The 22908-nt window shown below is 46.8% G+C and carries 20 protein-coding genes and 2 pseudogenes; 12 read left to right on the top strand and 10 right to left on the bottom strand.

Annotated elements, in window-relative coordinates; all coding sequences use genetic code 11:
* Nucleotides 1–168 precede the first annotated feature (168 nt).
* The 3 genes and pseudogenes from glnE (at nt 169) to efeB (ending at nt 5224) form a co-directional block, all read left to right on the top strand.
* Entirely contained in the window at nt 169–2874 is a 2706-nt protein-coding gene (gene glnE, locus H3L97_RS05145) for a bifunctional [glutamate--ammonia ligase]-adenylyl-L-tyrosine phosphorylase/[glutamate--ammonia-ligase] adenylyltransferase (protein ID WP_097114182.1), read from the top strand.
* 220 nt (nt 2875–3094) lie between these two features.
* Nucleotides 3095–3880 (top strand): annotated as a pseudogene (gene efeO / locus H3L97_RS05140) (iron uptake system protein EfeO); the annotation flags it as partial.
* A gap of 114 nt (nt 3881–3994) precedes the next feature.
* The gene (gene efeB / locus H3L97_RS05135; protein ID WP_097114206.1) at nt 3995–5224 is read left to right on the top strand and encodes an iron uptake transporter deferrochelatase/peroxidase subunit; all 1230 of its coding nucleotides are present in this window, start codon (nt 3995–3997) and stop codon (nt 5222–5224) included.
* Between the two features lie 92 nt (nt 5225–5316).
* Here efeB and H3L97_RS05130 read toward each other — a convergent pair whose 3' ends face one another.
* A complete protein-coding gene (locus H3L97_RS05130; RefSeq protein WP_097114184.1) occupies nt 5317–5679 on the bottom strand; it encodes an MmcQ/YjbR family DNA-binding protein in 363 nt (120 codons plus the stop codon).
* Between the two features lie 30 nt (nt 5680–5709).
* Entirely contained in the window at nt 5710–6918 is a 1209-nt protein-coding gene (locus H3L97_RS05125) for a uracil-xanthine permease family protein (RefSeq protein WP_097114207.1), read from the bottom strand.
* A gap of 207 nt (nt 6919–7125) precedes the next feature.
* Between H3L97_RS05125 and H3L97_RS05120 the strand changes: the two genes are divergently transcribed.
* The 4 genes from H3L97_RS05120 (at nt 7126) to H3L97_RS05105 (ending at nt 14334) form a co-directional block, all read left to right on the top strand.
* Nucleotides 7126–10965, top strand: coding sequence for a DUF3683 domain-containing protein (locus H3L97_RS05120; RefSeq protein ID WP_097114185.1), 3840 nt, complete (start codon nt 7126–7128; stop codon nt 10963–10965).
* A 135-nt stretch (nt 10966–11100) separates the two neighbouring features.
* Nucleotides 11101–11706: a hypothetical protein gene (locus H3L97_RS05115; RefSeq protein WP_097114186.1), complete on the top strand. Its 606-nt coding sequence runs from the start codon at nt 11101–11103 to the stop codon at nt 11704–11706.
* An 18-nt stretch (nt 11707–11724) separates the two neighbouring features.
* Complete coding sequence (locus tag H3L97_RS05110; protein ID WP_097114187.1) at nt 11725–12981, top strand: AAA family ATPase; 1257 nt, start codon at nt 11725–11727, stop codon at nt 12979–12981.
* Between the two features lie 57 nt (nt 12982–13038).
* Nucleotides 13039–14334: a PA14 domain-containing protein gene (locus tag H3L97_RS05105; RefSeq protein ID WP_097114188.1), complete on the top strand. Its 1296-nt coding sequence runs from the start codon at nt 13039–13041 to the stop codon at nt 14332–14334.
* Nucleotides 14335–14426: 92 nt separating this feature from the next.
* Here H3L97_RS05105 and H3L97_RS05100 read toward each other — a convergent pair whose 3' ends face one another.
* The 8 genes and pseudogenes from H3L97_RS05100 to H3L97_RS05065 form a co-directional block, all read right to left on the bottom strand.
* On the bottom strand, nt 14427–14858 hold the full coding sequence (locus H3L97_RS05100; protein ID WP_097114189.1) for an SMI1/KNR4 family protein: 432 nt from the start codon (nt 14856–14858) through the stop codon (nt 14427–14429).
* 287 nt (nt 14859–15145) lie between these two features.
* Complete coding sequence (gene hisF, locus H3L97_RS05095; protein WP_097114190.1) at nt 15146–15910, bottom strand: imidazole glycerol phosphate synthase subunit HisF; 765 nt, start codon at nt 15908–15910, stop codon at nt 15146–15148.
* 554 nt (nt 15911–16464) lie between these two features.
* A complete protein-coding gene (locus H3L97_RS05090; protein WP_097114192.1) occupies nt 16465–16815 on the bottom strand; it encodes a phosphate transporter in 351 nt (116 codons plus the stop codon).
* A 32-nt stretch (nt 16816–16847) separates the two neighbouring features.
* Nucleotides 16848–17588, bottom strand: coding sequence for a 1-(5-phosphoribosyl)-5-[(5-phosphoribosylamino)methylideneamino]imidazole-4-carboxamide isomerase (gene hisA, locus H3L97_RS05085; RefSeq protein ID WP_097114193.1), 741 nt, complete (start codon nt 17586–17588; stop codon nt 16848–16850).
* Between the two features lie 213 nt (nt 17589–17801).
* Nucleotides 17802–17999: pseudogene (locus tag H3L97_RS05080) on the bottom strand (transposase); the annotation flags it as partial.
* 24 nt (nt 18000–18023) lie between these two features.
* A complete protein-coding gene (locus tag H3L97_RS12185; RefSeq protein ID WP_371271256.1) occupies nt 18024–18170 on the bottom strand; it encodes a transposase in 147 nt (48 codons plus the stop codon).
* Complete coding sequence (locus H3L97_RS05070; RefSeq protein ID WP_182073101.1) at nt 18116–18466, bottom strand: transposase; 351 nt, start codon at nt 18464–18466, stop codon at nt 18116–18118. The genes H3L97_RS12185 and H3L97_RS05070 overlap by 55 nt, the downstream gene beginning before the upstream one ends.
* Before the next feature lie 32 nt (nt 18467–18498).
* On the bottom strand, nt 18499–18849 hold the full coding sequence (locus tag H3L97_RS05065) for an IS630 transposase-related protein (protein WP_182073064.1): 351 nt from the start codon (nt 18847–18849) through the stop codon (nt 18499–18501).
* 272 nt (nt 18850–19121) lie between these two features.
* Between H3L97_RS05065 and H3L97_RS05060 the strand changes: the two genes are divergently transcribed.
* From H3L97_RS05060 to H3L97_RS05040, 5 genes are all read left to right on the top strand, one after another.
* Nucleotides 19122–19811, top strand: a complete 690-nt coding sequence (locus H3L97_RS05060) for a phospholipase D family protein (protein WP_097115171.1) — start codon at nt 19122–19124, stop codon at nt 19809–19811.
* A 33-nt stretch (nt 19812–19844) separates the two neighbouring features.
* A complete protein-coding gene (locus H3L97_RS05055) occupies nt 19845–20405 on the top strand; it encodes a type II toxin-antitoxin system death-on-curing family toxin (protein WP_097115170.1) in 561 nt (186 codons plus the stop codon).
* An 8-nt stretch (nt 20406–20413) separates the two neighbouring features.
* Complete coding sequence (locus H3L97_RS05050; protein WP_143269217.1) at nt 20414–20878, top strand: hypothetical protein; 465 nt, start codon at nt 20414–20416, stop codon at nt 20876–20878.
* Between the two features lie 84 nt (nt 20879–20962).
* Nucleotides 20963–21340: an immunity 22 family protein gene (locus tag H3L97_RS05045; protein ID WP_097115168.1), complete on the top strand. Its 378-nt coding sequence runs from the start codon at nt 20963–20965 to the stop codon at nt 21338–21340.
* Nucleotides 21341–21435: 95 nt separating this feature from the next.
* Nucleotides 21436–22734 (top strand): adenylosuccinate synthase, encoded by a 1299-nt coding sequence (locus tag H3L97_RS05040; protein ID WP_097115167.1) that lies wholly within the window; start codon nt 21436–21438, stop codon nt 22732–22734.
* Nucleotides 22735–22908: the final 174 nt, after the last annotated feature.

The raw sequence follows: 22908 nt of genomic DNA, 5'->3' as shown, positions 1-22908 counted from the left end.
GGGGCAGATTTCATATGTGCCCCGTTTAGGTTCACAGAAATTTTCATTCTTATCAATAAACTGAAAAAAGGGCGGATATGAAATCCGCCCCTACGTCAGTTTAAAAGTAGGTTTTGCAAAGGTTTCAGCCTGAGTTTTTATTTTAAATTGAAAAAAGCGAGTTTCCTCATGTTTTCATCAAATGAAATCATCAACAAAGCGCAAATCCATTCTCAATGGCTCACGCACCAAATCAACCAAAATCGCCTGAATTTGGCTTTGCTGGAAACTTGGTTAGCACGCCCCATTACGCCAACCGATTTTGCTGCTTTCTGTGATTGGACAAAAATCCAAGCCGATGAAAATGAAAGCGAACTTGCCAGCCAACTGCGTATTTTGCGCCGACACGTTATGGCGCACATCATGATACGCGATTTGAATCGCCAATCGGATTTGGCGGAAGTAACGCGCACCATCACCGAATTTGCCGATTTTGCCGTGAACACCGCTTTGCAATTTGCCCACGCTTATTATGTGGGTTTGTATGGCGAACCGATTGGGCAATACAGCCAACAAAATCAATCTTTAAGCGTGGTTGCCATGGGCAAAGCGGGTGGATTTGAATTGAATGTTTCGTCTGATTTGGACTTGATTTTCATCTACCCCGAAAGCGGCTACACCAACGGCAAACGCGAACGCAGCAATCAAGAATTTTTCATCAAAGTGGGACAAAAACTCATCGCCCTGCTCAATGACATCACGCCCGATGGACAAGTTTTCCGCATTGATATGCGTTTGCGACCCGATGGCGACAGTGGCGCATTGGCGTGCAGCGAAACGGCTTTGGAACACTATCTCATCACACAAGGGCGCGAGTGGGAACGCTACGCATGGTGCAAAGGGCGCGTCATCACGCCCTACCCCAACGGCATTGCCAGTTTGATTCGCCCTTTTGTGTTCCGCAAATATTTGGACTACAACGCCTACCACGCCATGCGCGAATTGCATCGCCAAATCAAACAGGAAGTGCAAAAACGCTGCATGAACAACAACATCAAACTCGGTGCAGGTGGCATACGCGAAATTGAGTTTATCGCGCAAATTTTCCAAATGATACGCGGCGGACAAAACCGCAGCCTGCAACGCAAAGGCACGCAAGAAACCTTACACCAGTTGCGCGATTTGGGCATTTTAAGCGGCGAAATTGTAGATAAACTCTTGTCTGCCTACGTTTTTTTGCGCGATGTGGAACACCGTTTGCAATATTGGGACGACCAACAAACCCAAACCTTGCCCGATAACCCCACCCAACAGCAATCGCTGGCACACAGCATGGGTTTTGCCGATTGGGACGCTTTTTCAGGCTGCCTGAAACAACATCAAACCTTTGTTAATCAAATCTTTAATGATATTTTGGGCGATGAAACCGACCACGCTGAATCGCATCACCCCTTGTCGTTTTTGTGGCAAACGCTGCCTGAAAATGCCGACACGGTCGCCCAAAAATTGCGCGAATTGGGTTTCAACGACACCCCCACTCTGGCAAACAAATTGGCTCAAATCAAACAAAGCAGCAAATACCGCCAACTTTCCGCCACCGCCCAAATCCGCTTTGACGCGCTCACACCGCGCCTGGTTGAAGCCGCCCAACACAGCGACAAACCCGATGCCTGCCTGATTCGGCTGTTGGATTTTTTGGAAAGCATCAGCCGCCGTTCTGCCTATTTGGCGTTTTTGCAACAACACCCTGCCGCGCTGCAACGGGTTGCCCAACTCATGTCGCAAAGTGCGTGGTTGGCAGATTATTTGCGCTTGCACCCTGTGTTGTTGGACGAATTGCTCTCATCGCAACTGATGTTGGCGATAGATTGGCGTCATGCCGCCCAAGAGCTTTCAGGCAGCCTGAACGCCTGTGGCGATGACACCGAAGCCAAAATGGACGTGTTGCGCCGTTTTCAACACGCCCACATTTTCCGCCTGACCGTGCAAGACTTGGCAGGCTTGTGGACGCTGGAAGCATTGAGCGATGAACTGTCGCAACTTGCCGATGTGGTGCTGGAACAAACCCTACAACACGCATGGCAAAGCGTGCCAAAACGCCATTGCGACCACCCCAAATTCGCCATTGTCGCCTACGGCAAATTGGGCGGCAAAGAATTGGGCTACGCCTCCGATTTGGATTTGGTTTACATTTACGAAGACGACTTTGCCGAAGCCGCCGACACCTACGCCAAACTCGCACGGCGACTGAACACATGGCTTTCAGGCAGCACAGGCGCAGGCACATTGTATGACGTGGATTTGCGTTTGCGACCCAACGGCGAAGCAGGATTTTTGGTACACAGCCTGTCGGCATTTGAAAAATACCAGCGTGAACAAGCATGGACATGGGAACACCAATCGCTCACACGCGCCCGTTTCATTTGTGGCGATGCCCAACTGGGCGCAAAATTAGAACAAATCCGCCGCACAATCCTGACCCAAGAACGCGACAAAAACCAATTAAAACAAGAAATCATCGCCATGCGCGAAAAAATGTTCGCCACCCACCCACCGCACGACAATCACGTCAAATACGCACGAGGCGGTGTGGTGGACGTGGAATTTATCGTGCAATATTTGGTGCTGGCTGAAAGTCGCCATGAAAGCAAAATGCTTGAAAATTATGGCAATATTGCCCTACTTGGCATGGCAGCACGGCGCGGTTTCATACCGTCCGATTTGGCAGAACGCGCCGCCGCCGCCTACCGCCACTACCGCCAAATTCAGCACAACAAAAACCTGCGCGATGTGGCGCGTACCGAAGTAAACGATGAATTGCTGAATCATTACGCCAGCGTCAAAAGCTTGTGGCAACAGGTTTTTGGCGAAGAAGTGCGTTTTCAGGCTGCCTGAAAAACAAAAATGAAAATAAATTGCATTCACTTAACCAAAAAACGTATAATTTCACATTCCCCATGAAAAAAGGACAATATCCATGAAATTCCCCTATTCCATTTTATTTGTCAGCGCAGCATTGGCGGCTTGCCAACCCCAAACCTCACAACCCACACCGCCCACCCCAGCGCCGTCCGCACCGAGCAGCGCGTCAAGCGCGTCAGCCGCAGCACCCGCCATTGCCAGTGCCAGCGTTCAGGCAGCCAGCGAAACCAAACCAGCCGCCGCATTTGGTGCAGAATTGAGCCAATACAAAGCCTATGTACAAGATGAAGTTGCCCAACTTGTTCAAAAAACACAACAATTTACTGCCGCCATCAAAGCAGGCAAATTGAACGAAGCCCAAGCCCTCTACCCCCAAGCACGCGCCCACTACGAGCGCATTGAACCCATTGCCGAATTGTTTGAAGACTTGGACAGCGCGATTGACGCGCGTGAAGACGACTTCAAAGCAGGCGCAAAAGACCCCGCATTCACAGGTTTTCACCGTTTGGAATACGCTTTGTGGGTGGACAAAAACACACAAGGCATGGAAACCATTGCCGACCGCCTGAATGCCGATGTTGAAAAATTAAAAAATGAAATCAACAATTTGGATTTCCCTGTAAGCAGCGTGGTGGGTGGCGCAGCAGAGCTGGTTGAAGAAATCGCATCAGGCAAAATCAGTGGCGAAGAAGACCGTTACAGCCACACCGATTTGAGCGATTTCCAAGCCAATATGGACGGTGTGCAAAAAATCGTGGATTTGTTCCGCGTTCAAATTGAAGCGCAAGACGAAAAAATGTTGCCCAGCGTGGAAACAAAAATCAAACAAATCAACGACATTTTAGCCAAATACAAAACCGATTCGGGTTTCCAAACTTACGACAAATTGAGCGAAGCCGACCGCAAAGCCTTGCAAGCCCCCGTTCACGCCCTTGCCGAAGATTTGGCAAAATGGCGCGGTTTATTGGGTTTGGATTAAAAATCTGCCATACCGTACACGGCAAAACCGTTTTTTGTCGTGTACCGCAATTTTTGGCTTAAAGATTTGAATCATCATGTTTTTTTGCCCCATTCATCGGTTTGGAGCTTGACCATGTCCCACAAAATCAGCAAACGTCATTTGTTCAAAACCGCCTTTGCCCTTGCGGGTGCAAGCGCGTTGGGCGCGTGTGTGCGTGAACGCGAATCGGTGTCCAATCTCAACACATCATCTGAAAAATCATTGCGTTACGATTGCCATGGCAAACATCAGGCAGGCATTACCACGCCCCACCAGCATTTTGCCATCATCGCCGCTTTTGATGTGATGGTTAAAGATGTTGCCGAATTGAAAAAAATCTTTCAAATCATCAGCCAACGCATTGAATTTTTAACACAAGGTGGCGAATTGCACGACAGCAATCGCCAATTACCGCCATCAGGCAGTGGCTTATTGGGCAAAACCCTTGCGCCCAATGGTTTGACGATTACGGTGGGCGTGGGTGCCAGCCTGTTTGACCAACGCTTTGGTTTACAAGATAAAAAACCGAAACATTTGGTGGAAATGCCCGATTTTCCCAACGACAAATTGCAAGCCGATTGGTGTGATGGCGATGTGTCGCTGCAAATTTGCGCCACCAACCCCGAAACCTGCCAAAATGCCCTGCGCGATTTCATCAAGCAACTGGCGGGTTTGGCTTTGATTCGTTGGGGCATAGATGGCTTTTTGCCGCAATCGCCACAGGGTCAGGCACCGCGCAATTTGTTTGGTTTTCGAGATGGCACGGCAAATCCTGATGTGGCGCAGGAAAACATCGCCAATCAGGTGTTGTGGACGGGCGTGGCAGCCAATGCTTTGGACGAGCCTGCTTGGACAAAAAATGGGACATATCAAGCAATTAGGTTGATTCGGCAATTTGTGGAATTTTGGGACAGAACGCCTTTGCAAGAGCAGGAAGCGATTTTTGGGCGTGACAAATACTCGGGCGCACCTTTGGGCATGAAACACGAACATGACCCCATTGATTATCAAAAAAATCAACAAATTGCATCAGACAGCCACATTCATTTGGCCAATCCGCGCACACCTGATTTCATGGCGAAACACCAGCTTTATCGGCGACCGTTTAATTATTCGCGTGGTTTGTCCAAAGCGGGGCAGCTTGATGTGGGTTTGATTTTTATTTGTTATCAGGCGAATTTGGCTGATGGTTTTGTTTTTGTTCAAGAAAAATTGAATTTGGAACCTTTGGAAGAATACATTCAGCCTTTTGGTGGGGGCTATTTTTTTGTGTTGGCTGGCTTTGAAAAAGGGGGGTATTTGGGGGAAAGTTTGTTGGCTTAACCTGATTGTGCTTGCATTTGAAACAGGCACGCCAATATCGCCCTTATCTAGGGGCTAATGACAATTCGTTTCGCGATTGTTTTTTCATCAAATTAGCCCCTAGTTTGCCGAAAACTTTCCGCCAATAGGGCAAGCAACTGATTTTCAGGCAGCGTACCGTCTAAACGCAATGTGAGCCAATGGCGTTTGTTCATGTGATAAGCGGGCGCAAAACCGTCTTGTTCACTTAATTGTGCCACCCATTCGGGTGGCAATTTGACGTTTAAAATCGCCACTTTATCCTGAATCGGCAAAGCAATTTGGCTGCCTGAAACCTGCTGCATCACCGCAAACCATTTGCGATTGTGCGTTTGGCGAAACACGGCACAAGTGGGGTGTTTGCGAAACAAATATTCAGGCAAAACGCCATATTGTTCCGCAATGTGTTTCAAGATGAAATCGGTTTGTGATGACATGGTTGGCAACCTGAATGTGCAACAGAGTTGTTAGGCTTTATCAGGCAGCACGGCATTGAGCAACATCGCCACCAATGCACACAAACCCACGCCTGCCAAAGCAATGTCGCCAGCCTGAACCACCATGCCGCCCAAACCAATCGTCAAAGTGCTGCTGACAATCACCAGATTTTTCGGTTTCATCAAATCCACTTGCGCGTCCACCAGCGTTTTCAATCCCAAAGAAGCAATCGTGCCAAACAGCAACAACATCACGCCACCCATCACTGGCAACGGAATGGACGCCAAAAACGCATTGAATTTCCCCAAAAACGCCATGCCAATCGCAAAAATCGCCGCCCACGTCATAATCACAGGGTTGCTGTTTTTGGTAATCATCACCGCGCCCGTTACTTCGCCATAAGTGGTAACAGGAGGCCCGCCAAGCAAACCCGCCACACACACGCCCAAACCATCGCCTGCCAAGGTTTTGTCCAAACCAGGGTCTTTGGTGTAGTCCTTGCCCGTAACCGCGCCAATCGCCATGATGCCACCAATGTGTTCAATCGCAGGCGCAATCGCCACAGGCAGCATAAACAATGCCGCAGACCAATTCACTTCGGGCTTGGTAAACTCGGGTACGGCAAACCATGGCGCGTCCATCACAGCCTGAAAATTCACTTCGCCCATGATTGCCGCCAAAATGTAGCCAGCCGACACCCCAATCAAAATCGGAATCAACTTCATCATTTTGCTGCCAAACACGGTAACCACCACCGTTACCCCAAACGTGAATGCCGACAAAATAATCGCCGTGCCATATGCCACCACTTGCGTGTCGCCGCCCTTGCCCACCGCCATGCTGCTGGCTGCCGCCGCCACCGACAAACCAATCACCATAATCACAGGCCCAATGACCACAGGCGGCAACAATTTATGCACCGCCTCCAAACCACGCCAGCGCACCAAAGCGGCAAACACAAAATACATAAAGCCTGCCGCAAACAAACCAAACATGGTCGCGCCCACGCCCCATTGCTGCTTGGCGGCAATAATCGGCGCAATAAAGGCAAACGATGAACCCAAAAAAATCGGCACTTTGCGTTTCGTAATCAACTGAAACAGCAAAGTACCGAGACCCGCACCCAGCAAAGCCAGCGCAGGATTCAATCCCGTTAATAAAGGCACAAGCACCGTTGCGCCAAATGCAACAAACAAAATTTGCGCCCCCGCAATCGCGGTTTTAGCATGATGTAACATTTTGTGAAACCCTGTTAAAAAAACGGCGCGAATTATAACTGAACTTAACCGAAAATTGTACTCACTTATGGCAAAACGCATTTCAGGCTGCCTTACAAATCCCACTCATCTGTACAACAAATATTTTTTCAGGCAGCCAAGTAAAAAATCTTTTACAATAATTATTTTGGTTTAACAGTAATTTTGCTACACAAACGGAACACAACCATGACTGCCACCACCCACGCCCCCAAAAAACGCATACGCGAAATCCCCTACAACTACACCTCCTATTCCGACAAAGAAATCGTCTGCCGCTTGCTGGGCGATTATGCTTGGGACATTTTGGAAAACCTGCGCCAACACCGCAAAACAGGACGCTCCGCCCGAATGCTGTTTGAAGTGCTGGGCGACATTTGGGCGGTGGTACGCAACCCCTATTTGGTGGACGATTTGCTCGAACACCCCAAACGCCAAGCCGCGCTGGTGCAAGCCCTGCGTCATCGCTTGCACGAAATCAACAAACGCCGCGATGACAATGCCGAAGTGCTGAAACTGGTTCAGGCAGCCGAAAGCGCGGTCAATCAATTTGAAAACAGCTTTGCCACCACCCAACTCAAACGCGAACAAATCCTCAAACGATTGAGCCAAATCACCGCCAAACACAACATCATGTTTGACGGCTTGGCGCGTGTTACCCACGTTACAGACGCAACCGACTGGCGCGTGGAATACCCCTTTGTCGTCATCAATCCCGATACCGAACAGGAAATTGCGCCACTGGTTCGCGCCCTGATTGAGCTGGATTTGACGATTATCCCACGCGGCGGCGGCACAGGTTACACAGGCGGTGCCGTGCCTTTGGACGCAATGTCAGCCGTGATTAACACCGAAAAATTGGACAAACACAATGGCGTAGAATACGTTGAATTGGCAGGATTGGAAGGCAAACACCCTATTATCCATTGCGGTGCAGGCGTGGTAACGCGCCGCGTGGAAGAAACCGCCTCTGCCGCCAAACTCGTGTTTGCCGTAGACCCCACTTCCGCAGACGCATCGTGTGTGGGCGGCAACGTTGCCATGAACGCAGGCGGCAAAAAAGCCGTGTTGTGGGGAACGGCTCTGGACAATTTGGCGTGGTGGAAAATGGTCAACGCGCAAGGCGAATGGCTCAAAATTGAGCGCGTGAAACACAATTTCGGCAAAATCCATGACGAAGAAGTCGCCCTGTTTGACGTACACACTTTGGCAGACGATGGCGAACGCATCATCAAAACCGAACGCCTTGAAATTTCAGGCAGCAAATTCCGCAAAGTCGGCTTGGGCAAAGACGTTACCGACAAATTTTTGAGCGGCTTACCCGCCGTGCAAAAAGAAGGCACAGACGGCATCATCACCAGCGTGGCTTTCGTGTTGCACCGCATGCCCGCGCACATTCGCACCGTGTGTTTGGAATTTTTCGGCACGGTTGCCAACGCCACGCCTTCTATTGTGGAAATCCGCGATTATATGCTTGCACATCAAACAGTTAAACTGGCAGGTTTGGAACATTTGGATTGGCGATACGTCCGCGCAGTCGGCTATGCCACCAAAGCGGCAGGCAAAGGTCGCCCGAAAATGGTTTTGCTGGCGGACTTGGTTTCGGACGATGAAAACGAAGTCGTGGCAGCCTGTAAACACATCATTTCATTGGCAAATGCGCGAGATGGCGAAGGTTTCATTGCCGTGTCGCCCGAACAACGCAAAACCTTTTGGCTAGACCGCAGCCGCACCGCCGCCATTGCCCGTCATACCAACGCCTTTAAAATCAACGAAGACGTGGTCATTCCATTGGAACGCTTGGGCGAATATTCGGACGGCATTGAACGCATCAACATTGAATTATCCATACAAAACAAGCTCAAACTGTGTGCCGCGCTGGTGGATTACCTTTCAGGCAGCCTGCCTGTGGAGCAGCTAGACAGCGATTTGCCCAAACACGAATTGCTGGGCGACCGCGCCAAACACGCCTTGGATTTCGTCCACCAAGTGCAAGCACGTTGGCAATGGCTGTTGGACAATTTGGACGCGCCTTTGTCTGAATATTCAAATCGTTATGGCGACAAAATCGTCTTCGCCAAAGAAGCCAACTTAAACGAAAGCTGTTTCATCGCATTCCGCGATTTCAGGCTGCGCGTTTCCATCAAAGAAGACGTGATGAAACCTTTGGAAGACATTTTCAGCAGCCAAGCCGACAGCAAAATCATGGCAGGTTTGGGCAAAATCCACGCCAAAACCGTGCGTTCGCGCGTGTTTGTTGCACTGCACATGCACGCGGGCGATGGCAATGTCCACACCAATATCCCCGTCAATTCAGATGATTACGAAATGCTGCAAACCGCCCACCAAGCCGTAGCGCGGATTATGCAACTGGCACGCAGCCTGAACGGTGTGATTTCAGGCGAACACGGCATCGGCATCACCAAATTGGAATTCATGACCGATGAAGAAATGCAACCCTTTTGGGCATACAAACAACGCATTGACCCCAAAGGCAATTTCAATCGCGGCAAACTGATGAAAGGCGCAGATTTGCGCAACGCCTACACCCCATCGTTTGAATTATTGGGATTTGAAAGCCTGATTATGGAACAATCCGCATTGGGGCGCATTACCCACGCGGTAAAAGATTGTTTGCGTTGCGGAAAATGCAAACCCGTGTGTTCCACCCATGTGCCACGCGCCAATTTACTGTATTCGCCACGCAACAAAATTTTGGGCGTGGGCTTGCTTGCCGAAGCCTTTTTGTACGAAGAGCAAACACGGCGTGGCGTGTCGCTGAAACACTTTCACGAATTGGGCAACATTGGCGACCATTGCACGGTGTGTCATCGTTGCGTCAAACCCTGCCCAGTGAAAATTGATTTTGGCGATGTAACGGTGGACATTCGCAATTTTCTCTTAAAATCAGGCAAGGCGAAATTCAATCCTGCGGTGGCGGCAGGCATGGCATTGCTCAACGCCAAAGACCCAACTGCCGTCAAAATCCTGCGTAAAGGCGTGGCAGAAACAGGCTTTAAATTGCAAAACTTGGGCTACGATTTGGCGAAAAAGTTTCATCTCAACACCGAAAAACAAAAAGCCACCCCCAAAGCCACCACGCAAAAAGCCCATATTCAAGAACAGGTTGTGCATTTCATCAACCGCCCCCTGCCGCGCCACATTCCGCTCAAAACGTCTCGCGCCCTGCTGAATATTGAAGACAGCAAAACCATTCCCATTATCCGCAACCCACAAGTGGGCGAAGACGCGGAGGCAGTGTTTTATTTCCCTGGTTGCGGCTCGGAAAAATTGTTTAGCCAAGTGGGTTTAGCCACGCAAGCGATGTTGTACCACGCTGGCGTGCAAACGGTGTTGCCGCCCAGCTATTTGTGCTGTGGCTACCCACAAAATGCAGGTGGCAACAAAGACAAAGCCAATCAAATGGTTACAGAAAACCGCGTTCTGTTTCATCGCATGGCAAACACCTTGAATTATTTGGACATCAAAACCATCGTGGTAAGCTGCGGAACGTGTTACGACTCGCTGGCGGGTTATCGTTTTGAAGACATTTTCCCCAACAGCCGCATTGTGGACATTCACGAATTTTTGTTGGAAAAAGGCTTGAAATTAGAAGGGATTAAGGGGCAACAGTATTTGTATCACAACCCTTGCCACACCCCCATCAAAACCATGGACGGTGCGAAACTCGCCAGCGAATTGATGGGCAAAACCGTGCCTTTGAGCGACCGTTGTTGTGGCGAAAGCGGCATGTTTGCGGTGAAACGCCCCGACATCGCCACGCAAGTCAAATTCCGCAAACAAGAAGAAATCACCAAAAATCTCAAAACCTTACCGCAAGGCGAAAATGTGAAAATGCTGACTTCCTGCCCTGCCTGTTTGCAAGGTTTGAGCCGCTATTCGGACGACAACAACTTGCCAGCCGATTACATTGTGGTGGAAATGGCAAAACACATTTTGGGCGAAAATTGGCAAAATGAGTTTGTGGAAAAGGCGAATAATGGGGGGATTGAAAGGGTGTTGTTGTAAAAAATATTTTCAGGCTGCCTGAATCAAAAAATCAAGCAATTTATGAAAAAAATTGATAAAATAACACTTCATCTTTTTATTTCTGCTGTATTTTTTGATTCAGGCAGCCTGAAAACCCACTGTTAAGGAATCATTATGCCCCAACCCATTGCCCCGCGCCCCAAAGCCACTCCAAAACCACGCCACACTTCATCTCATAAAGCATTGATTTTGTTGGTGGCATTTATTTTATTGGGTGGCTGGACTTTGGGGCAATTTTTTGGCAAATCAGGTGGTGGCGGCATACCCATTGGCGCAGCAGATGTTTTGACCCAACAGCAAATTGAAACGCGCCAACAAACTTTCAGCCAGCCTGTACAATTAAACGTCAGCAGCGAAAATGCCGCCCAATTTTTGGCAAATCCATCGCCCACACAGCAAAACAATCCCAACCTATCCCATATCAAACAACAATTTGCACAAAACCCTTTTGACCGTGTGCTTGCCCTAACCGTATGGGACGATGTGGCGGAAGACGGTGATGTGATAGACATCATCACACCCAATTTCACCACCCAAGTCATGATACGCCACACACCACAAACCGTGTATTTACCAGCCTCATCAGGCAGCTTACCCATACAAATTCGTGGCGTACGCGATGGTGGCGGAGGCATTACTTTGGCATTGCAAGGCACAGGCGTTCCGATTAGCGCACCCGTGTTGGCAGAAGGGCAAGTCATTGAATTGATGTTGCATTAAAAATAAAAAGGACGTGCTATGGCAACCATTTATCGTTACTTGCCCGTGCTGACGCTGATTTGTTTGTTGATTATCGTTGGGCAGTTTTTGGCAAATGCAAGCGTTGGCATTTTGGCATTTTTGGCGGCAATACGTTGGTATGTGTTTTGCGTGTTGCTGGTATTGTTGTTTTTGGTGTGGGCAACTTGGCGACATTGGCACGGCAACGCCCCCGAATGGATTTATGGAGTCATACCTGTGGACATTTTAGACCGATTAAGCAACTTGGCGGAAATTGAAGCCGCAGCACAAAAATTAGACCAAGAAACCATCATCATTGACGCAGCAGCATTGGAACGCGATTTACAAAGCAAAGTGGTGGGACAAAACGCCGTTTGCCGCGATTTGGCACAACAAATGCGGCGGCGATTGGCACTCATGCAGCGCAACAAGCCTGTTGGCGTATTTTTATTTGCAGGCTCCCCAGGAACAGGCAAAACCTACCTAGCCAAAGTGTTGGCACAAACATTAGAACGCAAATTATTGCATTTTGATATGACCCAATACGCAGCAGGCGCATTCAGCGCATCACAACTGTTTGGCATGACACGCGGCTATGTGGGTTCAGATAACTACGGTTCACTCACGGCTGGATTGCGCGATTTTCCAGAAGCCGTTGTGTTGTTGGACGAAATTGAAAAAGCCCACCCCGATATTTTGAAAAACTTTCTCACCGCGTGGAATGACGGTTTCATCACAGAAGCGTCAGATGGCAAACAAATTGATACGAGCAAAGCCATTTTTATTTTAACGTCTAATGCGGCAACGGACGCGCTGTCCATTTTGCAAAAAGATTTGCACGATGACCCAGACGCTTTACGCGCTGCTTCGGTTGCCACTTTGCGTGAACACGGTTTCGCGCCCGAAGTGTTGAACCGCATTGACCGCATTTTTGTGTTTGCGCCATTTAGCGGTTTGGACATTGCGCGTGTTTGCGCTTTGGAAATGGAAAAGATGATTAACAGCTACGGTTTACAAGTGGCTGGCAAAGGCATAGAACCACAAATCATTGTGCAACTGATGCACCGCTACAAACGCATGGGCGTGGCAGCCAGCAGCCGCGATTTGGTGCGCGTTTTGGAAGAATCCATCGCCGATTCTTTGATTCAAGCCAAACAGCAGGGCTACGATACCATTGAATTGCGTTTGGAAAATGGCAAAGTTGCCGCAAAATTGTTGCGCCATTCATTGCCCCAATCTGCTCAACCCAGACACCATATTATTCCCCAAAAATGATTTTCAGGCTGTTGTTATCAACAAAGCAGCCTGAAAAACCCAATCAGAACCAAGCCCATGAACCGCAGAAACCATCGCCATAACCGTTATTCACGCCCCCGCAGTTTGTGGGAACACTCTAAACCGTTTCGCCAATTATCGTATTGGATGATTTTTGTGGGCGTGTTGTTTTTGCTGGGAACGTGGTCAGCTCATCAGCAAAACCATGCACAAGGGGTGGCAGCAGCCCAGTCAATCCCAACACCAGCACCCCATCAGCCAACACCGCAAACTGTCCCCATTCAGCCAGCCATCGCGCCTCCCGTGCCTGTGCAAACGGCGCAGCCTGTGCAAAATGGTTTGAGCAATTATCCTTTGGCAAACAAAACTTTGGGCAATAATGTCAATCCCCACAACACCCTACCCTTAACGGGCTTTGACGCTTACTACATGAACGAAGACCAGCCAAGTATTGTTGTTGCCAAAGAAAATGTGGCACAAGTGGCAATGAATTACGCTTATGCTGAATTTCACAATATTCCATCGGAAAAGTTTTTGGGCTATTGGGTGGGCAAATTGCGCGTACCACAAGATGGCTTGTATGAAATCTCCGCCAATTTAAGTTGGTCAAGTGTGCGCGTTTTGATTGATAAACACATTATTGTTGACAAGAACAACAGTTTCCCCAGCCAAACCATTTACTTGACCAAAGGCGAATATAAGCTGGAAGTGGAATACAACAATAATTGGCATACTGTGGGTTTTCAACTTAATGTTAAACCGCATAGCCCATCGGTTAGCCGCAATGATTTGCGTCAAAACCTTGCCAGCCTGAATTTACCCAATAATACGGTGGTCTATGCCGCCAGCGTGTATGAAAGCAACAACCAAGGCAACCGCATCAACATACAAACCCCCAATCACGAAACACGCCCCTACATTTTATTGCTTTCCAGTTATGACTCGGTGAATTGGGAAGTGGTCGGCACAACGCGCCCTGTGTTGATTTTGTATGACAACAAAAGCAATGTACGCGCCTCGGGTTTGTCCAACACTTTGGCTGTGGATTATTCAATTCACTACAACGCATTTGCGCGACAACACGATTGCCATTGTAGCGGCAGTGGGCATTTCACTTGCAGCAGCTCCGAGCACAAAAACGCCAATGAAATCTTGCAAGATGTGCAAAGCACATTGGGCTATCCTTTGGTGGGATTCAGTGGAGAATACGCCACGTCCGCTTTAACGGTGCCGCAGGCGTCGGTAAACGCCAATTTTCTCAATGAAATCAAACTTGCCGAGCAAAAACGCGCCGCCGAAGAAAAAGCGTGTCAAGCGCAAGTGAAACGCGGTTTTGAAGATTTGGTGCGATAAATCGTTTCAGGCTGCCTGAAAATGATGGTTTAATGATTTGACATAGTGAAATTGTGTGGGTGCAAGCACTTACCCTACGCTTGCTATTTTAATTAAGCACCTGATATAAAATCATCAATCACTTCACTTAAATTTCCACCATAAAATTTTTCAATAGATTGGGTTTCATGATTATATAAATATAAATTATCATTTGCTTCTTCAATTAAAATATAATTCCCACATCCATCATGCGAAATAGCAAGAAAATTTATTAATAAATTATTATTTTGAATAATTTTACGAAATGAATGATTTAATTCAAGTAATGTATCATTTCCAAAAAGAGGATTGATATGGATAGAATAGATTGGAATGCCAATAAAACAACTACCATAGTTTTTTATTATTTCATAAAAAAATGGATTAAATTTAATATTCAATATTTCTCCCATTTTGATAATTTCATTATCTGTATTAGGAATACCCATAAAATTATTATTTTTTAAAAAAAATTGATTTAATTTTGATAGTAGCGTTTGCATAACAAGAATCCTTATGTTTTTGTTGAACAACGTAGCAAGTATAGGGCGTGCGCTTGCACCCACGCATTCTATTACTTATTGTTTTTCATGATAATTTGCTTTCAGACTGCCTTTCGTTACCCTACAAAAATATTGGGATATGGCGTAGGTCGGCTCTCCGAGCCGACTCCGTTTTTTTCAGCAATAAGTATCTGAAATTTTGTGAATGTCGGCTCAGAGAGCCGACCTACGCGTGCTTTTTCTGGCAGTCTCATCTTTGGTAGGGTAGTGAAAGGCTGCCTGAAAAATCACAAACGCACTTCAATCCCAGCCGCTTGCATGGCTAATTTTGCCTCGCGTATGCTCACTTCGCCAAAGTGGAAAATGCTTGCCGCCAACACCGCGTCCGCTTTACCTTGCAATACGCCTTCCACCAAATGCTGCACATTGCCCACGCCACCCGATGCAATAACGGGAATGTCCACCGCCTCGGAAATGGCGCGTGTGAGCGGCAAATTGAAACCGATTTTTGTACCGTCTCTATCCATTGAAGTTAAAAGGATTTCGCCTGCACCGCGCTGTTGCATTTCACGCGCCCATGCCACCGCGTCCAAGCCCGTGTCTTTTCTGCCGCCGTGTGTGAACACGTCCCAGCGCGAATTTTCCGCATTGATGGCTTTTGCGTCTATTGCCACCACAATCGCTTGTGAGCCGAAAAATGCGCTCGCTTCACTGACCAAATCGGGATTCGTTACCGCCGCCGTGTTGATGCTGACTTTATCGGCACCCGCGTTGAGCAAACGGCGAATGTCCGCCACGCTGCGTACACCACCACCTACGGTGAGCGGAATGAACACTTGGCTTGCCACTTCTTCTATCACATGCAAAATGGTGTCGCGGTTGTCGCTGCTGGCGGTGATGTCCAAAAATGTGATTTCGTCTGCGCCTTCATCGTTGTAGCGTTTGGCAACATCAACGGGGTTGCCTGCGTCTCGCAAGCCGACAAAATTCACGCCTTTGACCACGCGACCGTTGTCCACGTCCAAACAGGGGATAATGCGTTTGGCTAACATTTTGTTTTTCCTTATATTAAAAATTTCAGGCTGCCTGAAAAGATTAAGCCATGGAATATGGTAAATCAAATACAAAATGGGACACCATGTAGGGTGCAACTTGTTGCACCAAATCCATGTTTTACCAGGAAAATGGTGCAACAAGTTGCACCCTACACCTGTCCCGTTTATCAATGAAACTAAAACTTTTGCAAAACTCAATTCGTAGGGGCAGATTTCATATCTGCCCTTTTTTCAATTTATTGATAACGCGATTTCGGGATAACAGTGATTAATCAATTTAAGTTACTTTGCTCCCTCTCCCTGTGGGAGAGGGCTGGGGAGAGGGTATGCTGCTCAACAAGCCCTCTCTCCAACGCTTTCCCATAGGGAGAGAGGGCAGGTTTGTTGGCAAATTGACAGTTACCTATCCCGAGTTCACGTTATTGATAAAAATAAAAATTTCTGCAATTCTAAACAGGGCAGATATGAAATCTGCCCCTACAAACCGAGTTTTGCAAAAGTTTCAGGCTGCCTGAAACGGTTTTTCCTTTTCAGGCAGCCTGAATTGCGGTTTAGCTGACCCAACCAGCCACCATTTTTTGTCCATCGGCACTGAACAAATATTGCGCGATGCCAAACCAGCCAATGGAACCCAACACCGCAATGGTCAAATTTTTGCCCATGCTGCTAGAAAAGCGTTCCACCATTTCCAAAACAAAAACGGTGTAAATCCACAATGCGCCCCATGTTGCCAACATAACCGTGTCAAAATTGGGTGCGCCATTCCATTCCATAATGGCTTTAACCACAATCGCCATCACGTTCAAACCAATGGCTTCAAGCAAAGAATTGACATCGCGGTTGGCAGACCAAATGCACCAAAAACCCACCGCAAACGCCATCAACATAAATGAACCGTTCATAATTGAATATTCCTTTCAAAAAATGCAAAAAATCATGCAAGCAATTTGTCTGCCAACTGTTGTGCTTGGGCAAAATCAATGCTGCCTTCGTAAATGGCGCGACCTGTGATTGCGCCTGCAATCCCTTGGTCGGCAACTTGGCACAAGGCGCGAATGTCGTCCAAATTGGTCAAACCGCCCGATGCGATAATGGGTACATCAACCGCTTGCGCCAATTTGACGGTGGCTTCAATGTTGACACCGCTCATCATGCCGTCTCGCCCAATGTCGGTGTAGATGATGGCATTGACCCCATCGTCTTCAAATTGTTTTGACAATTCAATCACATGAAAATCGGTAACGGTTGCCCAACCGTCTATGGCAACCATGCCGTCTTTCGCGTCCAAACCCACGATGATGTGTCCCGCAAATTCGCGGCAGGCTTGGCGCACAAAGTCGGGATTTTTAACCGCTGCCGTGCCGATAATCACATCGTTCAAACCCAAATTTAAATATTTTTCAATGGTTTGTAAGTCACGTATGCCGCCACCCAGTTGCACGGGTATGTGGGCGGAAACCGCAGCCAAAATCGCTTGTATGGCAGGAAAATTTTTCGGTTCGCCTGCAAATGCACCGTCCAAATCCACCAAGTGCAAACGCCGTGCGCCTTGCGCGTACCAATGTTGCGCCATTTCAGCAGGGCTGTCTGAAAACACGGTGGCTTGTTCCATTAAACCTTGTTTGAGGCGCACGCATTGTCCGTTTTTTAAATCAATCGCGGGTATCAGTTGCATGATTTTGTTTCTTTTTGTTAAAAAAATGGGTCTTATTTTAACATAAATTGGCTTTTTAAAACAGTTCAGCCGCATTTCAGGCAGCCTGAGACCTTTGCGAAACCCCAAAGCAATGCAACTGCTTTGGGGTTTTCAACAAAAATGGCAATATCTACCCAAATTTTACCTGTTCATACCCATTAAACAGCCCATTTCAGGCTGCTTACCGCCTTTTCAGGCAGCAATAGGCGCAATTAGCCTTAACTTGTTGGCTGCTTTCAACAAATTCAAACACATCACTTTTAAATTCATTTGCCCTTTGACTTTTTCTAAACCAAAATAACTCGCCCGTTTACACTTAAATAGTCGGTGCAAAATGGCAAAACTCTGCTCCACACGATAACGCACTTTTGCCAATTCTTTGTTGCGTTCTATAACCAATTAAAAACAAAATCACTACAAATATCGGTCAAATAAAATTTCAATATCAGAAATCATGTATTTGCGCCGCGTATTTTTGGCATAAGCCCAGTATTGTTCAATAGGATTCAAATCAGGACTGTATGCAGGTAAATACAGCAGCTTATGCCCACTTTGTGCCACCAATTGACGAATCTCTTTTTACCGACATGAAAGCGAGCATTATCCATAATCAACACACTCTTTTTATTCAGTTTTGGTATTAAATCTTCTTCTAGCCATTGAATAAAAACCGCACGATTAATCGTATGATGAAACAAAGCAACTGTAAACAAACGCCCATTTAACAATGCACCTATTGCATTGGTTTGTTTACGTATTTGCCAATCGTAAGTCGCATAACAACGCCGCCCAATCGGGGCATAGCCTTTTGGACGATGGACGGTTTGTGCAAAACCACTTTCATCAATATAAACCATTTGATAGCCCATTTTTTTGTAAAAACGCAATTTTAAATGGTACTGATTTCGCTGCTCTGGTTCTTGTTTTGGGTGTTGGCACGTCTTTTTTTAACTGAAATTTTGAGCTGTTTGAGAGCGTAACAAATTGCACTTGCGGTAACACCCAAACGCTTGGCACGTTCGTATTGGAAGGCATCAGGGTAGTTTTCAACATCTTTTAATAATGCTTCATGATTAACTTTTAATGGTTTGAATTGACGTTTTTTTCTTTCAATCCCATTTCGTTTCCATTGGTTAATGGTATGTGTACTGATGCCATAAAATGCGGAGGCTTGACGTATCGTCATGCCGCTTGCAACGCTTTTTAGGATTTGTTTACGTAAGTCTTGGGAGTAAGCCATGATAAATTTAATATTGTAGTGATTTTAGTTTTGGTTAGCTATATTTTTCGGCAAGAGTAAGTTGGCTCTTCGAGCCGACCTATGAATGCTTCAGTTTTGTAGGGTGCGCACGGCGTACCCTACATTTTGTCGCTGGAATTTTCAGGCTGCCTGAAAAACACCGCGCGTGTGGCACAAGAAAGTTTTTGGGCAAATGCGATTAACAGGGTAAAATGGGGTTTTCAGGCAGCCTGAAAAAGCCAATTTGTATCAGCAAAATAGGATAATTTAAAATGGCAAAATTCTTAAATACCAGCGCAACCACTTATTATTTAGAAGAATTGATTAAAAATTCGCGCGAACGCCTGTTTTTAATCAGCCCTTATTTAAAATTAAACGACCGCATTAAAGAATTGCTGGAAGACAAAAACCGCATGAAAATAGACATTCGCATTGTGTACGGCAAAAGCGAATTGCAACCAGCCGAAGCCAGTTGGTTGAAAACATTGAATTATGTGAGAACCAGTTATTGCCAAAATTTACATGCCAAATGCTACATCAGTGAAAACGAGTGTATTATTACCAGCTTGAATTTATACGAATTCAGCCAAGTCAATAACAATGAAATGGGCATTTTATTGACACGCGATGATGACGGAAAAGTCTATCAAGACGCTTACGAAGAAGCACAACGCATTATCCGTATCAGCGAAGAAGTCAAAATTTCGTTGGACGTGGTAAACAAAGATAACAGTGAAAATACAGAAAATCATCAACAAAATAACGGCTTAACCACCACAAAATTAGCCGAGAAACTTGGCATAGACCGCACGGAATGTAACAAGCGTTTGTGTGAGGCAGGTTTGCAAGAATTGAACGGCAAAAATTATTTCTTAACCGAAAAAGGCAAACAATCAGGCGCAACTTTGAAAAAAGGGCAATTTGGCTATTTTATTGTTTGGTCGGCGGATTTGGTGGTGTGAATGGGTTTTCAGGCAGCATGAAAAGGAAAAATCATGAACAATCCCATAGAAATTTACCAAAGCGCAGACGGTGAAACCCAAGTGAACTTATTGATTTACTATGGGAAAACATTTTCATGGTTACAACAATATGACGAAGGTTTATTAAACGAACCGCGTGGCGAACAAGGCGGCAGGCTGCCTGAAATTGACGAAGCACGTTCCGCATTAGCCAATTTAAAACAACAGCTTATGCAACGTGGCGAAGCCAGCGAATTGTTTGCGATTGAACGCGAAGACGGCTTGTCGGCGATTTTGGGCAATTTGGCGCAAACGGTTTTTGGTGAAGCCGCGTATCCAAGCATTGAAAGCAAGGCGGCACATTTATTGTATTTTATTGTGAAAAATCATCCGTTTGCCGATGGCAACAAACGAAGTGGCGCGTTTTTGTTTGTGGATTTTTTGCACCGCAATGGGCGTTTGTTTAATCAACACAATCAGCCCATTATCAACGATACAGGTTTGGCGGCTTTGACTTTATTGGTGGCTGAATCCGACCCGAAACAGAAAGATGTTTTGATTAAATTGATTATGCATATGTTGCAGGCAACCTGAAAGACAAAATGATGTTTACCAAAACCATTGATTTTCCACCAATTGGGCAATTAAGCACACAAGGACAACGCAAAACGTGGGAGGGCGAGTGGCTTTTACCTGAATTCGGCAATCAAGCGTTTGATGTGTTGATTGATGGCGAAAAAGATGCGCCAACTCTGCAACAACAGCAAGTTTTGCGTGATTTTATGGCACATTGCGGCGAAATTCTTGCTTGGATAAATGCCAATTTGCCCGATATGTTAAACGAATGGGCTTTGCCTGATGGCGTGGTTGTGAACGCAGAAAATTTGTGGCAAAACCTTGAACCCGATTGCATTACTTTGGATAATCCCAATAACAAAAACAGTTATTACGGCAATACTGGCGATATGTTGTTGTCGCTCGGTTTTATGACCCCTTGGTCGCAGGATTGTGGTGTGCAGATTTATTTGCGTAATGGTGTGATTTTTGATGGTATTGGTTCAGAATAATGAAATCATGCCCAAATATTTTTCAGGCAGCCTGAAAAATGTTTTGATGACATATTCATACATTATTTCAAAATAAAGGTAATCATGTTATTGACAGATGTGAGCAAAAGAATGGTGGCGATTTGGCTAGGTACTTGTGATAGAGACAGTGAAGCCGAATTACAATACATGAACAAAACAGGAAAACGCAAATCGCAATTATCCAAAGATTTGAACAGTCCCATTGATTTGGACTTATTTCTGTGGCAAACAACTGATAATGATGAAATTTTGCCTGTTGAGCAGTTGGTTAAGCAACTTCATTGTGATTATGATGTTGATGAAATCGTTCGCGTTGCAAAAGAAAAAGGTGTCTTGGCTGGCAATCGTATGTTCAGCTATCATTTTTCGGAATTTACTGAAAATGAGCCCAATAAAAGCTATTGCGGTTTAACTTTTATTGGCAATTTTAAAATGTTTTAATCTGTATTGTTGCATTTTCAGGCAGCCTGAAACCAAGTTCAGCGCAGCCAAAATTCCCAATTTCTTATTTTTATTAACCAAAAAGGTCAAACAAAATGACAAAAAACGTGGTCGTAATCGGCGCACAATGGGGCGACGAGGGCAAAGGCAAAATCGTAGATTGGCTCGCAGAGCAAACCACAGGCGTGGTGCGCTTTCAGGGCGGACACAACGCGGGACACACGCTGGTGGTCAATGGCAAAAAAACCATTTTGCGCCTGATTCCAAGTGGCATTTTGCATGAAAACTTGGATTGCTACATCGGTTCAGGCGTGGTGGTGTCGCCCGAAGCCTTGTTGGGCGAAATTGACGAGTTGAACGCGGCTGGCGTGAAAAACGTGGCAGGACGCTTGAAAATCGCCCCTACCGCGCCCTTGATTTTGCCCTACCACATTGCGCTTGACCAAGCCCGCGAAAAATCGCGCGGTGCAGGCAAAATCGGCACAACAGGTCGCGGCATTGGACCCGCTTACGAAGACAAAGTGGCGCGCCGTTCGGTACGCGCTGGCGATTTGTTCAACCGCGATTTGGTGGCGGAAAAAGTCCGCAACAATCTGGCTTTGTACAATGTGCAACTGGAACATTTGCATGGCGAACCCACATTGGCGTTTGACGATGTGATGGCGAAAATTGACGCATTCCGCGAACGCATTTTGCCGATGATTGCCGATGTGTCGCGCACTTTGTACGAGAAAAATCAGCGTGGCGAACGTTTGCTGTTTGAAGGCGCACAAGGCACTTTGCTGGACATTGATTACGGCACTTATCCCTTTGTTACTTCATCAAATTGTGTGGCGGGCGCGGCGGCGGCTGGCGCAGGTGTGCCACCGCATATGTTGAACTATGTGTTGGGCATTGTGAAAGCCTACACCACGCGCGTGGGTTCAGGGCCTTTCCCAACGGAATTGTTTGACGAAGTGGGCGCAGGCTTGGCAGAACGCGGACATGAATTTGGTTCGGTAACGGGTCGTCCGCGCCGTTGCGGTTGGTTTGACGCGGCTGCTTTAAAACGCTCAATCCAAGTAAACGGCATCACAGGCATGTGCATCACCAAATTGGACGTGATGGACGGCATTGAAAAAATCCAAATTTGCGTGGGCTACACCTTGCCAGACGGCTCCACCACCGACATTTTGCCCTTTGGCGCAGACGCGGTTGCCAACTGTACGCCCATTTACGAAACTTTGGACGGCTGGACGGAATCCACCTTTGGCGTGAAATCGTATGACGCGCTGCCAAGCAATGCAAAAAAATATTTGAAACGCATTGAAGAAGTGTGCGGTGCACCGATTGCGATTGTGTCCACAGGTCCTGACCGTGAAGAAACGATTTTGATTCAGCACCCGTTTGAATAATTCGCGGAAAATATTTCAGGCTGCCTGAAAATGCGGCAAAACGTAGGGTAAGCCATGCGCACCAAATGCCCACAAAATACCAAAGTGATGTGAACATTTGGTGCGCATGGTGCCCCCTACATTGTGTCCTATTTTACTTCACCATAAACGCTGCCTGAAAAAGTTTCAGGCAGC

The sequence above is a fragment of the Alysiella filiformis genome (assembly GCF_014054525.1).
In the GTDB taxonomy this organism is placed as follows: Bacteria; Pseudomonadota; Gammaproteobacteria; order Burkholderiales; family Neisseriaceae; genus Simonsiella; species Simonsiella filiformis.
This window is presented reverse-complemented; position numbering and strand designations above follow the sequence as displayed.

Bases quoted from the DNA above. Each gene is read 5' to 3' on its own strand.
- H3L97_RS05070 (WP_182073101.1), bottom strand. From the start codon at position 18,466: ATGGTTTATATTGATGAAAGTGGTTTTGCACAAACCGTCCATCGTCCA.
- H3L97_RS05125 (WP_097114207.1), bottom strand. From the start codon at position 6,918: ATGTTACATCATGCTAAAACCGCGATTGCGGGGGCGCAAATTTTGTTT.
- H3L97_RS05060 (WP_097115171.1), top strand. From the start codon at position 19,122: ATGGCAAAATTCTTAAATACCAGCGCAACCACTTATTATTTAGAAGAA.
- hisA (WP_097114193.1), bottom strand. From the start codon at position 17,588: ATGCAACTGATACCCGCGATTGATTTAAAAAACGGACAATGCGTGCGC.
- H3L97_RS05040 (WP_097115167.1), top strand. From the start codon at position 21,436: ATGACAAAAAACGTGGTCGTAATCGGCGCACAATGGGGCGACGAGGGC.
- H3L97_RS05055 (WP_097115170.1), top strand. From the start codon at position 19,845: ATGAACAATCCCATAGAAATTTACCAAAGCGCAGACGGTGAAACCCAA.
- H3L97_RS05105 (WP_097114188.1), top strand. From the start codon at position 13,039: ATGAACCGCAGAAACCATCGCCATAACCGTTATTCACGCCCCCGCAGT.
- H3L97_RS05045 (WP_097115168.1), top strand. From the start codon at position 20,963: ATGTTATTGACAGATGTGAGCAAAAGAATGGTGGCGATTTGGCTAGGT.
- hisF (WP_097114190.1), bottom strand. From the start codon at position 15,910: ATGTTAGCCAAACGCATTATCCCCTGTTTGGACGTGGACAACGGTCGC.
- H3L97_RS05050 (WP_143269217.1), top strand. From the start codon at position 20,414: ATGATGTTTACCAAAACCATTGATTTTCCACCAATTGGGCAATTAAGC.
- efeB (WP_097114206.1), top strand. From the start codon at position 3,995: ATGTCCCACAAAATCAGCAAACGTCATTTGTTCAAAACCGCCTTTGCC.
- H3L97_RS05110 (WP_097114187.1), top strand. From the start codon at position 11,725: ATGGCAACCATTTATCGTTACTTGCCCGTGCTGACGCTGATTTGTTTG.
- H3L97_RS05100 (WP_097114189.1), bottom strand. From the start codon at position 14,858: ATGCAAACGCTACTATCAAAATTAAATCAATTTTTTTTAAAAAATAAT.
- glnE (WP_097114182.1), top strand. From the start codon at position 169: ATGTTTTCATCAAATGAAATCATCAACAAAGCGCAAATCCATTCTCAA.
- H3L97_RS05120 (WP_097114185.1), top strand. From the start codon at position 7,126: ATGACTGCCACCACCCACGCCCCCAAAAAACGCATACGCGAAATCCCC.
- H3L97_RS05065 (WP_182073064.1), bottom strand. From the start codon at position 18,849: ATGGCTTACTCCCAAGACTTACGTAAACAAATCCTAAAAAGCGTTGCA.
- H3L97_RS05090 (WP_097114192.1), bottom strand. From the start codon at position 16,815: ATGAACGGTTCATTTATGTTGATGGCGTTTGCGGTGGGTTTTTGGTGC.
- H3L97_RS05115 (WP_097114186.1), top strand. From the start codon at position 11,101: ATGCCCCAACCCATTGCCCCGCGCCCCAAAGCCACTCCAAAACCACGC.
- H3L97_RS05130 (WP_097114184.1), bottom strand. From the start codon at position 5,679: ATGTCATCACAAACCGATTTCATCTTGAAACACATTGCGGAACAATAT.